Source organism: Luteimonas saliphila, assembly GCF_016774335.1.
Lineage (GTDB): Bacteria > Pseudomonadota > Gammaproteobacteria > Xanthomonadales > Xanthomonadaceae > Luteimonas > Luteimonas saliphila.
This window is the reverse complement of sequence record NZ_JAETWA010000030.1, coordinates 130220-140955: the sequence shown is the minus strand read 5'-3', so window position 1 is coordinate 140955 and position 10736 is coordinate 130220. Positions and strand designations below refer to the sequence as shown.

The window sequence follows — 10736 nt, the reverse complement described above, 5'->3', positions numbered from 1 at the left end:
AGGGGTTCTCCGGGACATCGAGGATGGGATCTATCGTACCGGCAGGGTGCCGGCGTTGGCCTGCTCGCACAGCGCGTTCGCCTGGTCGACGTCGGCGCAGAACACCGCCCCATCCGGACCGCTGAGCGCGCAGGTACCGCCGGCGTCCTCGACCTGCAGCAGCTTGTACGGGCCGACTTCCTCGACGTGATAGGGCGGGCCGCGGTTGATCCGGTTCAGGGCCCAGCCGTCGGTCCCGTCGGCGACCAGTGGCATCAGGGGTTCTCCAGGGCGTCGATCAGGGCGTTCACTCTATTCCGCCCCAGCACCGCCAGCACCGTCAGGACGCCTGCCTCGACGTCGATATGTTCGTAGTCTGCGAAGCCATCGTCGGCACCCCCCCAGAACGCCCGAGTGACCTCCGTCTCGCCCTTGGCAACGTACGACGCCCCGTCCACGGTGAAGGTGCGCGTGTTGCCTTCCGCCTCGGCGTTAAGTCGCGCCGCCACGCTGGTGATCGCCGACCTGGTCTCTGGGCTCAGGCCTGCGAGGATGTCGGTGGTGTCCATCAGGGGTTCTCCAGGGCGTCCGCCATTCGGTCGTGCTCGTCGGCTTGCTGCCGGTAGCCCTCGAAGGCGATGAAGGCGTCGTCGCAGCCGGAGTTGTAGCCGGCCCAGGCAATGGCGGCGGCGTCGCGGCAGCCTGCGGCCTGGCGCCGATGGTAGGCGATGACGTCGACCGGCGTCATGCGCCGCGCGGCGCCGACGAGGACAGGTGTTCCGTCCTAGGCCGCACGGCCGCCCAGTACAGGCTCCACATGTCGTTCCACGCGTCCTCCATCGTGTCGCCGCAGCCGGTGCAGCCCATGCGCCGACACCACCATTTCCCGTTCCAGAATCGCAATCTCGCTTTCATAGTCAGCCTCCGGTGCCGCTGGCCCAGACGGCCGCGACCTTGTCGCCCGCGTCGGGCACGATCGACGGGATCCAGCGGGCGTACTTCTTGGCCGTGATGGTCCAGTCGTGGTGGCCCATCTGCTTGGCCACCCACATGACGTTCTCGCCGGCGCTCAGCGCCTGGCTCGCGAAGGTGTGCCGCATCTGGTACGGGTACCGGTACCGGACCCCCGCCTTCACCAGTGCCCGGCGCCACTCGCCGGCGCGCAGCGATTGATCCGACCCCCACCGGGCCCCAGTGCGCGGGTCGTGGAACACGAACTCGCCGGCCAGGCCGGTGAGCGCGCGCTGCGCCTTCAATGCCTCGATCGCTGGCCTGACCAGCTCGACGGTCCTCCTGCCCGATTTCGTCTTGGGCACCTTCATCTTCCCCATGACCCACGCCCGGCGAACCTTCACGGTGCCGGCCTTCAAATCGACGTCGGACCAGCACAGGGCGATCAGCTCGGACGTGCGCAGCCCGGTGGCCAGCGCGAACTGGACGTAGTTCCGGATCTGCTCGAGGTCGCACGCACCGAGGATGGCGCGGACCTCCGCGGGGCTGAACGGGTCGACTTCCTCCGCCTCCACGGACGCGACACGGCGCTTCACCCGGAAGCCGGTGAGCGGGTTGGTCGCGATCAGCTCGTCGTGCACGGCTTCGTCCAGCGCGCCGCGCAGCGGGCCCAGGACGTTGTTGATCCGCTTCCCGCTCGTCTCCGGGCCGAAGCTGGCCACCAGGTCCTTCACCGCGGCGCGATCGAAGTCGCGCAGGCGCGCGCTGCCGATGCGCGGCACCAGCACGTTCTCCACGATCCGGCGGTAGCCGGTGTACGTGCTGTGCTCGAGCTCGCGCTCTTTCAGCTTCAGCCAGCGCTCGAGCACGGTGGCCATGTCGTCGAGCGTCGCCGGCCGATCGGCGACCTTGCGCGCGCGCTTGCTGTTCGGGAAGTGGGCGGCATAGTCGAACGTGCCCTTCGCGATTTCGGTGCGGATCTGGCCCAGGAGGTTCTCTGCCCAGCGGATGTTGCGCTGCGTCGGTTCCAGCTTCAGGCGTTCGCGGCAGCGCGCACCGCGGTAGTAGAAGTCGAGCTCGATGCTCGTCTCGGTTGCAGGTCGAACCCCGCCGGTGTTGCGCCCAGAACCCATTGCTCGTACCCCTCCATGTCCATCAGCACGCGCCCGTCCGGCGCCTTGCGGAACTCCCGGCCTTCCAGCCAATCGCCGCGCTTCATCTTCTGGCGCGCGGCCTCTTCGCTGTAGCCGGTCAGCTCCCCGAAGCGCTTGATCGTCACGAAGCGGGTCATCCCGGGCAACCCTCGCGTCGGGGGTCGGACTGGGCGGCGGTTAGCAGGTGGCGGTGCGCGTCCTCGGTGGCGAAGCCCTCCGGCCAAGCCATGCGGCCCCAGCTACAACCGTCGTCCCCGCGCACCATTGGCCATTTCGCGACGAAGCGGTCTGAGCAGTCCTCGCACTGGCAGATGCGCATTCGATAGCGCCTGGGCTGAAACAGGCTGTTGCCGCTATAGCCGCATAGCCCGTTCCCGAACGCTTCTTCGAGGTCCGACAGGATCTCGTCGGTCATTTCCCGGAAGTTCGGCCGGGTCGTCTCATGCAGGTCCAGGTCGCTGCCCCATGTGCTGCAGCAGCGGATGACCCAGTACGCCGGCCGCTGGTGGATGGTCGACAGCGCGAACAGCGCCCTGCCGTCGCCATAGACCTTCGGCAACACGCGCGGAGTGAACGTGATCGCGTCGGCTGGCGACCAGAGCTGCGCGCGCTCCGGCTTCTCGACCGCGGCGACCAGCCGTGCATGGATCGGGTCGGTGGCGGGATCGATCATGGCGCGTTCAGGCCGACCGCGGCCGCCTTGCGCCGCGCATAGGTCCGCTCGGCCAGCTCGCGCCACGTGATTTCGACCGCGCCGGCGGCGACGGCCAGCTTTCGCTTCGACAGTGCGATGTCGAAGTGCGATCGCGCCGTGCCCGGGTACTGGTGCCAGCGCCTGGCCACGCCGATCCGGTCGGCCATCGCGAGCAGCTCGTCCTCGGTGTCCGCGATCATGTGGCACATGACCAGGCGCCCGAAGGGCGCGCGCATGTCGTCGACGTAGACGGCCATCAGGAATCCGCCTCGAGCAGGGGGCTGAAGCGATCGGGCGGCTTGGGCCACGGGCGCTGACGCGGGTGCGCGTAGAGCGTCCAGTCGGCCGGCGCATCCGGCGCGCTGTCGCCCAGGTAGTCCGCGGCGACCGCGTACCGCCCGGTGTAGCCCGGATCCAGCGGCTTGCGGATGCGCACGGCGCGAACGCTCGCGATGCGCCACCATCCGCCGCACGCGTTGGTAGCGGTCATTCGGTGGACCACCTGGCCGACTTCCGGGGGCGCTTCGCGGATCCAGTCGACCGTCCACCGGGTGCCGCCGCGGCGCTTCACTCGCGCCTCCACGCGAACGGCGGCGCCGCCGGCAGGATCCACAGGTGCCGCAGGTTCCCCACGTTGACCACGTCGACGTCGGCCGGGTAGACCTCCACGGCGAAGCGATCGCCATAGCCGGCCTCGGCCTTCAGGCGCTGCAGCTCGTCCCACGAGATCCCGTCGTCCCAGCGTCCGTCGCCGCGCAGCGTGGTCCTGCTGGCGGACAGGCGGATGATGTCGCCGGGTTCGGCGAACTCCTGCACCAGGAACTGTCGCGAGCGCAGGGCGCGCACGAACTTCTCAGACTGGTGCGGCGGCAGGGATCCGCGCGGAATCTCTGCCAGCCGTTCCGGCCAGTCACGGTTCGCGCGCTCGAGCGCCTTGCGCTGCTGCCTGCTGGCGTGGATGCCTTCAGCCACGGCGCGCCTCGATGTACTGCCTGCACCAGGCCTCGAGCACGTCGAGCAGGTCCGGGTCGCCGTGGCTGACCAGCACCACCAGCAGCAGGAGGGCGACCCACGCCCAGGGGTCGAAGTCGTCGATGGTGCGCTTCATACTTCCCTCCACGTGAACGGGCGGAGTCGGTCCCTGAAGTCCGGCGGCAGGTGAGCGAAGCTGGTGGCCGGCACCATCAGCCCATAGCCCATGAACCGCTCCATCACCCACTGCGTGCCCGGGCCGCGGTCCTGTATCCAGCCGGCGGGGGCGGTGGCATGCGTTGCGCGGACGCGGCCGCCAGATTCGACGTGTTCGAGCAGGGTGCGGTAGGTGGCTTCGCTGGGGATCTCTGCGATGCGGTCGACGCCGAGATAGGCGAAGCGGCGACCGAGGATTGCGCGCTCGAAGTCTCGAGGCTCCACGCCGTAGGCGAACTCCACCCGTCCGCCCTGGTTGAGCGTGAGGGCCAAGCGGGAGAGGTTCGCCTTGGGCAGCATGCCCATGGCGTGCGCGATGTCGCCAGCTTGGTCGAGAAGGAGTCTGGCCTCCCGCGGGTGCGACGCGACGATCAGCGACCGCTCCGTGCCGAACGCGCCGACTAGCAGCGCCCACGTCTTGCCGGCGCCGTGCATGCCAGTGAACAGCGCTTCGGTGGCTTTGCAGCCGAGCCAGAGCTCTTGGGCGGGTGTGGCGATCATGGGGCGAGCTCCGAGAGAGCCTCACGCGGCACGTGGAAGATGCCGAGTTGACCCTTGTAGGAAATGAACTTGGGGATGGGTCGGCGGTCGGCGAGCACGAACCCGTACTCGCCCACGTACCACGCGCTGTCCATGCGATCGACGCAGTCGACGATCGTGGCGGCACCAACGAAGCCGCCGCGCTTGAATTCGTCGGGTAGGGCAATCTCGGGGTGTTCCTCGCGCACGCGCGCCAGGTCGTCGCGCTGCTCCGGGCCCCACTTCTTGCCGGCGTGGATCAGGATCGGGCCGCGATAGCCGGTGCGCCAATCGCGGTTCTCGACGTCCTTGGGGCCGTGGACGATCAGCCAGGCCCAGGGCTGCAGGATGCTGAGCGCTCTCACGCGGTCACCCGCTTGAACTCGACGACCCAGACCCACGGGTTGGCGTTCCAGGCGCCGGCGCCGTTGATCTGATCCCAGAGCGTGGGGAACAGCAGCGCGTCGGCCCCGGGCCCCAACGGCGATCCCATGCAGCCTTCCGCCTGCACGTCGGCCTCGCTGATGTCCTGCAGGCGCTCGACGCGGACGCCGGTGACCTCGAGCGTGATGCGGGATGCCCAGCGGGGCATGAACCGCGGAGACACGTTGCCGCGCGCCGCGGCCTTGGGCATGTTCCAGTCCTTGTCGCCGAACTCTTCGTCGTAAAACCACCGGTCCTGCTTGTCCGCCGCGTACCGCACGACCAGGTCCCAGGGTGAGTCGGCTGCCCGCGGGCGCCACGTCTCTTTCACCCACAGCCGGTCGCCGGCGAGTCCGTAGGGACTGCGAACGGTGGTGAACTGGTTGCCATCCCAGCCGCGCACTCCGACGGCAATCCTCGGCGGCCGGTCAGGGTGGGGCTGCGGCCTCACCAACCGCCGGGTCTGCGTCTTGCGGCCGGCGAGGATGGCGCGGACCATCGGTGCCGTGAACGGGATGGGGCGCTCACGCATGGCGGCGGTCCTGCCATTTCAGCCAGCACCAGCGTCCGGCGGCGTAGATCAGATTCAGCCCGATCGGCGCAGTGAAGCGCCCGCATGCTTCCTCCCAGCAGTAGCCCTGCCCGGGGACGTCGGCAATTTCGTCTAACTCCACGTGCCGTTGAAAGGGTAGGTAGATCGGCAGCTCGCGTAGCCTGATGCGCTCAGGAAGCGACCGCTCGATGGCAGCGGGAGCCTCGTACTCGACCCACCAGAGCGCGTCACGCGCAGCGCGGATCACCAGGTGCAGCCCGATGGGCGCGACCAGGTCGGGGTTCTCTTTGCGCCACGGACCCCAGCTCGCGTCGCGCAGCTTGTGGCGCATCCAGTCGGGGTGGTCCGGGGTCGCGACGAAGCCTTCGTGCTCGCACTCGCCGCCGCCGTGCTCCGGGCAGAAGAAGAGCCCGCAGCCATGCTCTCCACCGTAGGGCTCGTAGTCGCAGCAGACGTAGGCGAGCCCGCGATCGATGACCGCGGTGCACCCGGGGTGGTCGCAGTAGGCGGGCACGCCGTAGCCGACGTCGCGCTGCCACTTCTCGTCGTAGCCGATCGACCAGCCCATCAGTCGCGCTCCAACAGCACGGCCAGCGGCAGCCGCGTCGCGCAGTCCAGGCAGACCCACGCGTCGACCTCGTCCGACAGGGGCTGCGCGAGGTCGGGATCGGCGCCCATGATGTTCGCCATCACGGCGCCGGCCTGGCCGCCACCGAATTGGAGCTCGAGGCCGTGGGTCTGCTGGATTCCGCGCGGATCCAGCCCCCAGTAGCGCGCCTTCATGGCGAAGAAGGCGGGACCGGCGTGCGCGACGCCCTTGCCGCAGCCCTTGCAGGGTTTCACGTCCTTGCGCTTCATCACTGAACCTCCAGCCCATGGCTTACGAGTGCCCTAGTGATAAGCAGCACCAAGGCGCAGTCATGGGCGATTGCGACACGGCGCTCGACCGGGCCACTGGGCCCGGGCACGAGCTCGAACGGATTCAGTTGCAGCACCTGGCAGACGGTTTCAGCAGCACCGGCCAGGTCGGGCCGATCCGGCGGCGACCGCGCGCCTTGATAGTGCGGTGCCTCAAACATGGTGGATCTCCGGGAATGCGGTGTGCTCGACGCCGTCGAGGGTGCGGCCGGCGGCCTTCTTGCCGACTCGCACGACCGCCGCATCGCCGCGGCGGAAGTGGCCGTCGGCTTCTCGGCCGTCGCCGGTCAGGTAGCGGACGTGACCGCGGCGCAGGCCGCCGCCTTCATCGCCGCCGGCGCGCGCGCTGTGTGGCGCCCACTCCCCCCACTGCTTGAACAGGAAGGGGACGCCGGCGGCGGCGCACTGGTCGCGCAGCGCCCGCACCCAGCTCGGGTGCATGGGGCGCGCTTCCGTGCCGCTCTCGCCGCCGGCGATGACCCAGTGCAGATGCTGTTCACCCAGCGGCAGCAAGCCTTCTGGGCAAATGGTCGATAGGTGCATCGGGCACGAGCCCTTGCCCGCGCCGGTGGGGATGGCGAATGCATAGCTCAAGTCCACAGGGCCGAGCATCGGCTCGATCGACAGGAAGCGCACCGCGGCCGGGATCGCCAGCAGCTTCGGAATGTCGCGCGAGGCCTCGGCCTGGTTGCAGATGGTGGCGCCGAGCCAGACGTTCGCTGGCGGCCGGCCGCTCAGCCAGTCGTCGAAGAGCGCCCACTCGGCGTGGTAGCGCGCCCGCTGCTTCAGCTCTTCCAGCATGGCCGGCACGTTGCCGATGCGCTTCGTGAGCAGCAGCCAGTCGAGGTCGGGCGTCCGCAGGATCAGTTCGAACAGGTCGCGTCGCCACGTCGGGTCTACCTCGTTGTCGAACACGTCGGCGAGGCTGGCGCAGAACACGCGGCGGAGGGCGGCTTCGACCGTCTCGTAGCACGGCACCGGGACGCGGGACGTCGGCGTCGGGTAGGCCGGCAGCGGGTGGCCGGCCTTCTGGAAGGTGGCATCGTCGCCGCGGAGCCCGCATGTCGTGCATTGCCAGAAGCGGGACGCGTTCCACCGCAGCGGCAGCTTCCAGTTCCCGGGCGACGTGCGCTGGCGCGGCTGGCCAGCGCCCCACTCGATGCCGCCGGCGCGCGCTGGGGTGCTGACCGCGGCGTAGCAGTGGTCGCAAGCCGGCGACACGCGGGTGCAGCCGATCCACGGGTTGAAGGTGGAGTCGCACCACTCGATGGCGGTATGGTCAGCCACCGGGCGCCTCATTGCCTGCCTGACGGGCATAGGCGCGGCGCACTTCTTCGTTTCCAGCTTCTCGCCACTTCGAGCCGTGCTTCAGGTAGAGGCCAAGGCACCAGTGGATAACCGCGGCCTGCTCGTCCTCCGCGCGCCGCCTTATGTCGTGGCCGCACTGGCGAAGGGTGTTCGCCAGTTCAATGCAGGCGAAGTTGGGCCGACCAAGAATGTCGCGTAGCTCGTCATCCAGCGTCGGCAGAGTCGCCTGTCGCGACAGCGTGGCGATCCGCGGCAGGATGTCCCGCTCCATCGCTTGCATCGGGGAGTAGGGCTTGGCGCCGATGTCGAGCGCAGACGAAATCTCGAAGAACGCATTCTGGAACGGCGCCATTTCCTCCAGCCGCTCCCAGCACTCGCGCGCCTCCTGCTCCCACGTCACCGGCCAGAGCGGGCCGCAGCCGTTCGGGCAAGGCTCGGTGGTGTTGTCACCGGCGGTCGCGGTGCCGTCCCGCATGTTCAGATTGGTACGCACCAACCGGAACTTGCACTTCGCGCAGTGCATGACGCCGGGGACCACGTTGCCTGGCGCGACACGATCGACGTTCAGATTGAGCTCGTCGCCGGCTTCGAAGATCAGATCGTGGCAGCCGGGACGCCGCAGCGTTCCAGCGCATGGCGCCCGAAACCGGAATGTGGCGACGCTTGCCACCGCCCCATCTTCGATGCCGGGACGGAGCATGGCGCGCTCGACGGCGGTCAACTCCCGCGGCTCGAATACCGCTTCTATCTCCAGCCGCTGCTGTTCGTCAGACATGGCCGCGATCCTTCATGGCGAAGTAGACGCGCTGCGCCGCGCGCATGTCGGCCTCGGCGGTGTGGGCATCGTCGAACCCGGTACCGAGGTAGTGGCGGTGGGCGCTCTGCAGGTCCCCGGAACCCTTCCGCGCCAGCGCGGGCACCTTGGTCCTCGCGATCCGCTTCGTGCACTCGGCGGCGCCGGCCTTCCACGTGTCCGCCTCGGTGTCGCTCAAGTAGCGCTTCAGCGCGATGCGGATGATCCGCGCGTCGAAGCTCTCGACGTGGCCGACGCGCAGATCCGCGCAGCGCCACAGGTCCAGGAGGGTGAGCACCGCGTGCCGCTCGGAGACGCCGCAGGCGTTGCAGTGGTCGATGGTGAGCCCGTGCACGGCGGCTGATTCCGCGTCGACCGCCCAGTCCTCGACGCGGATGGTCAGGTTCACCGCGGCGAGGTCGCGCCGGGTGTCGGCGTCGGTGAGCGCCGCGGCGAGCTGCATCAGGTGCGGCTGGCGCGGGTCGCTCGACGGCTGGTCGAACAGCGGCATCCCGGACGTCTCGGTGTCGTAGAACAGGATCCGGTTCATGCCTTGGCAGTCCCGGCGACGCGCGAGGGCTCGCCCTCCTGGATGCGGTCGTAGACCTCCTGCCGGTGGACTTCGACGTCCTTCGGCGCGGTGATGCCGAGTCGGATCTGTCCGCCCTTGATGCCGAGCACGGTCACGTCGATCTGGTGCCCGATCTTCAGGGTTTCGCCGACACGCCGGGTGAGGATCAGCATTGCTTTGCCTCCTGCTGGTACTGCTCGTACGCGCGCTGGACGCGCTGGAAGGCCTCGGCGCTGCCGCCGGGCCGGTCGGGGTGGTGTTCGGAGCGCAGGCGCCGGTAGCTGCCCTCGGGATCCGCTGGATCGATGACCTCGCGCCAGTCGACGGCCGCGGGCCCGGCCAGGGCGGTGAACCCGGAGAAGGCGCGCTCGAGGATGGTGGCGCCGCCGTGGCGCTCGATCGCGCGCATCGCCTCGAGCGTGGCCGCGACCGCGGCCAGGTTGTCTGCCACGCCGACGTACCGGTCGATCGCCATGCAGCGAGGCGGATTGCCCGGGGTGGACGGATCGGACCAGTAGACGGCGATGCCGGGGTCTGCCGGCGTGCGCTGGCCGGAACGCGGGCGGCCATCGAGGCGGAGCTCGAGGTTCGAGCTGACGACCAGATCGTCGTCGTGCACGCCCATCATCCGGAGCTGCTGCAGCACGCGCTCCACGGCGTCGGCAATGGTCAGGTCGCGGCTGGACTGCCAGCTCGACTCGTACGTGGAGCCGTCGGCGCGCCGGTGCGTCGTCGACTTCCGCTCCTTCCGGTTGAACTTGCCGTGGGTGCGGTGCTCCGGTGCGGTCCGCTTCCAGCCGGCAGGCCAGGCGAGGGGGTAGGCGGGGATATGGCTGCTCACGACTCGGCTTCCTCGGTGCGGCGCTGCGGATAGGTGGCGACGTAGTCGCGCGGCGACATCTTCTTGCCGTCCACCAGGAAGCCCCACTTCCCGCGGTGCTGAAACAGGATCACCAACGTCCAGACGCCGGCCGCGTCGACCACCGAGACGTGGTGGTATTCGCCGAAGCGGATGGCCGCTGTGTCGCCAATGCCGCGGCAGGCGGGCGGCTGGCCGGGTCGTTCGTCGATGTACCAGCCCGAGAGAATGAAGGTGCGGAAGTCCCACGGGTGATCGTGGGGATGGTCTGCCAGGTCCGCACGCAGGATCTGGTGCACGCGGATGGATGGCAGCCGCGGAAACCGCTTCTCGCTCTGCCGGTCCCGCCCATCGTCGCCCTTTGGTGGGTAGCCGTTGAACAGCCACCAGCGGTTCATGTAGCCGGTCAGGTGGAAGTAGGGCGTGCGCTGGGCGCGGCGCATGAGCCACTGCGCAATCGGCCTGCTCGTGATGACGAGAGCGACGGCTTCCCAGAAAAATTGGGCCATACGTTGACGCATCAGTCGTACTCCGGGCCCGGGTCGTAGTCCCAAGCAATGTGGTCGGCGACCTCGCGCGGGCTCAGGCGGTTCAGTTCGATGAAGCGGGCCCGGCGGCGCTGCTGGCGCAGCAGGGTCGGGAGCTTCGACTTGCCGGGGTCGCGCACGGGGAACGCGACCTTCTCCAGCGTTTCGCGCCCGGCGGCTGTAATCACTTCGGCGCCCGCGCGCGGACGTTGCGGCGCCGGCGCGCAGCACGCTTGATCGCCGCGGCGCCGGAGCGCGTGCCGCCGTTCGTCGCCTTCGGGTTGCTGCCGTAGCGCTCG

At 69.1% G+C, this 10736-nt stretch carries 23 protein-coding genes and 1 pseudogene; all 24 read right to left on the bottom strand.

Translation table 11 applies throughout. From position 1 onward, the window contains the following. Positions 1-30: 30 nt before the first annotated feature. The 24 genes and pseudogenes from JMO03_RS07535 to JMO03_RS07425 all read right to left on the bottom strand — a co-directional run bounded on the left by JMO03_RS07535 (position 31) and on the right by JMO03_RS07425 (position 10625). Positions 31-255 carry a hypothetical protein gene (locus tag JMO03_RS07535; protein ID WP_202842105.1) on the bottom strand — a complete coding sequence of 75 codons (225 nt, stop codon included), beginning with the start codon at positions 253-255 and terminating at the stop codon, positions 31-33. Beyond that, positions 255-548 (bottom strand): hypothetical protein, encoded by a 294-nt coding sequence (locus JMO03_RS07530; protein WP_202842103.1) that lies wholly within the window; start codon positions 546-548, stop codon positions 255-257. The genes JMO03_RS07535 and JMO03_RS07530 overlap by 1 nt, the downstream gene beginning before the upstream one ends. Continuing rightward, positions 548-727 carry a hypothetical protein gene (locus JMO03_RS07525; protein WP_202842100.1) on the bottom strand — a complete coding sequence of 60 codons (180 nt, stop codon included), beginning with the start codon at positions 725-727 and terminating at the stop codon, positions 548-550. The genes JMO03_RS07530 and JMO03_RS07525 overlap by 1 nt, the downstream gene beginning before the upstream one ends. Positions 728-896: 169 nt before the next feature. After that, the gene (locus JMO03_RS07520) at positions 897-1808 is read right to left on the bottom strand and encodes a tyrosine-type recombinase/integrase (protein ID WP_238345988.1); all 912 of its coding nucleotides are present in this window, start codon (positions 1806-1808) and stop codon (positions 897-899) included. Positions 1809-1910: 102 nt separating this feature from the next. Then, a pseudogene (locus JMO03_RS21075) lies at positions 1911-2012 on the bottom strand (Arm DNA-binding domain-containing protein); the annotation flags it as partial. After that, complete coding sequence (locus JMO03_RS07515; protein WP_202842097.1) at positions 1964-2221, bottom strand: excisionase; 258 nt, start codon at positions 2219-2221, stop codon at positions 1964-1966. The pseudogene JMO03_RS21075 and the gene JMO03_RS07515, both read right to left, overlap by 49 nt. Further along, positions 2218-2757, bottom strand: a complete 540-nt coding sequence (locus JMO03_RS07510; protein ID WP_202842095.1) for a hypothetical protein — start codon at positions 2755-2757, stop codon at positions 2218-2220. The genes JMO03_RS07515 and JMO03_RS07510 overlap by 4 nt, the downstream gene beginning before the upstream one ends. Then, positions 2754-3035 carry a DUF4031 domain-containing protein gene (locus JMO03_RS07505; RefSeq protein WP_202842093.1) on the bottom strand — a complete coding sequence of 94 codons (282 nt, stop codon included), beginning with the start codon at positions 3033-3035 and terminating at the stop codon, positions 2754-2756. The genes JMO03_RS07510 and JMO03_RS07505 overlap by 4 nt, the downstream gene beginning before the upstream one ends. Then, positions 3035-3349, bottom strand: a complete 315-nt coding sequence (locus JMO03_RS07500; RefSeq protein ID WP_238345979.1) for a hypothetical protein — start codon at positions 3347-3349, stop codon at positions 3035-3037. The genes JMO03_RS07505 and JMO03_RS07500 overlap by 1 nt, the downstream gene beginning before the upstream one ends. Further along, the gene (locus JMO03_RS07495) at positions 3346-3750 is read right to left on the bottom strand and encodes a DUF7694 domain-containing protein (protein ID WP_202842089.1); all 405 of its coding nucleotides are present in this window, start codon (positions 3748-3750) and stop codon (positions 3346-3348) included. Before JMO03_RS07495 ends, JMO03_RS07500 begins: the two co-directional genes overlap by 4 nt. After that, a complete protein-coding gene (locus JMO03_RS07490) occupies positions 3743-3886 on the bottom strand; it encodes a hypothetical protein (protein WP_202842087.1) in 144 nt (47 codons plus the stop codon). The genes JMO03_RS07495 and JMO03_RS07490 overlap by 8 nt, the downstream gene beginning before the upstream one ends. Then, entirely contained in the window at positions 3883-4467 is a 585-nt protein-coding gene (locus JMO03_RS07485) for a hypothetical protein (protein WP_202842085.1), read from the bottom strand. The genes JMO03_RS07490 and JMO03_RS07485 overlap by 4 nt, the downstream gene beginning before the upstream one ends. Beyond that, positions 4464-4850 (bottom strand): ASCH domain-containing protein, encoded by a 387-nt coding sequence (locus tag JMO03_RS07480; protein WP_202842083.1) that lies wholly within the window; start codon positions 4848-4850, stop codon positions 4464-4466. Before JMO03_RS07480 ends, JMO03_RS07485 begins: the two co-directional genes overlap by 4 nt. Beyond that, a complete protein-coding gene (locus tag JMO03_RS07475; protein WP_202842081.1) occupies positions 4847-5440 on the bottom strand; it encodes a hypothetical protein in 594 nt (197 codons plus the stop codon). Before JMO03_RS07475 ends, JMO03_RS07480 begins: the two co-directional genes overlap by 4 nt. Next, entirely contained in the window at positions 5433-6029 is a 597-nt protein-coding gene (locus JMO03_RS07470; protein ID WP_202842079.1) for a hypothetical protein, read from the bottom strand. The genes JMO03_RS07475 and JMO03_RS07470 overlap by 8 nt, the downstream gene beginning before the upstream one ends. Further along, positions 6029-6319 carry a hypothetical protein gene (locus tag JMO03_RS07465; protein WP_202842077.1) on the bottom strand — a complete coding sequence of 97 codons (291 nt, stop codon included), beginning with the start codon at positions 6317-6319 and terminating at the stop codon, positions 6029-6031. The genes JMO03_RS07470 and JMO03_RS07465 overlap by 1 nt, the downstream gene beginning before the upstream one ends. After that, the gene (locus tag JMO03_RS07460) at positions 6319-6540 is read right to left on the bottom strand and encodes a hypothetical protein (protein WP_202842076.1); all 222 of its coding nucleotides are present in this window, start codon (positions 6538-6540) and stop codon (positions 6319-6321) included. Before JMO03_RS07460 ends, JMO03_RS07465 begins: the two co-directional genes overlap by 1 nt. Beyond that, on the bottom strand, positions 6533-7666 hold the full coding sequence (locus tag JMO03_RS07455) for a DUF5131 family protein (protein WP_202842074.1): 1134 nt from the start codon (positions 7664-7666) through the stop codon (positions 6533-6535). The genes JMO03_RS07460 and JMO03_RS07455 overlap by 8 nt, the downstream gene beginning before the upstream one ends. Next, complete coding sequence (locus JMO03_RS07450; RefSeq protein WP_202842071.1) at positions 7659-8462, bottom strand: hypothetical protein; 804 nt, start codon at positions 8460-8462, stop codon at positions 7659-7661. Before JMO03_RS07450 ends, JMO03_RS07455 begins: the two co-directional genes overlap by 8 nt. Beyond that, positions 8455-9030, bottom strand: coding sequence for a 3'-5' exonuclease (locus tag JMO03_RS07445; RefSeq protein ID WP_202842069.1), 576 nt, complete (start codon positions 9028-9030; stop codon positions 8455-8457). Before JMO03_RS07445 ends, JMO03_RS07450 begins: the two co-directional genes overlap by 8 nt. Beyond that, entirely contained in the window at positions 9027-9224 is a 198-nt protein-coding gene (gene csrA, locus JMO03_RS07440; protein WP_202842067.1) for a carbon storage regulator CsrA, read from the bottom strand. The genes JMO03_RS07445 and csrA overlap by 4 nt, the downstream gene beginning before the upstream one ends. Continuing rightward, positions 9218-9892, bottom strand: a complete 675-nt coding sequence (locus JMO03_RS07435) for a J domain-containing protein (RefSeq protein ID WP_238345977.1) — start codon at positions 9890-9892, stop codon at positions 9218-9220. Before JMO03_RS07435 ends, csrA begins: the two co-directional genes overlap by 7 nt. Beyond that, positions 9889-10431, bottom strand: a complete 543-nt coding sequence (locus JMO03_RS07430) for an OTU domain-containing protein (RefSeq protein ID WP_202842065.1) — start codon at positions 10429-10431, stop codon at positions 9889-9891. The genes JMO03_RS07435 and JMO03_RS07430 overlap by 4 nt, the downstream gene beginning before the upstream one ends. Then, positions 10431-10625 (bottom strand): hypothetical protein, encoded by a 195-nt coding sequence (locus JMO03_RS07425; protein WP_202842063.1) that lies wholly within the window; start codon positions 10623-10625, stop codon positions 10431-10433. Before JMO03_RS07425 ends, JMO03_RS07430 begins: the two co-directional genes overlap by 1 nt. Positions 10626-10736: the final 111 nt, after the last annotated feature.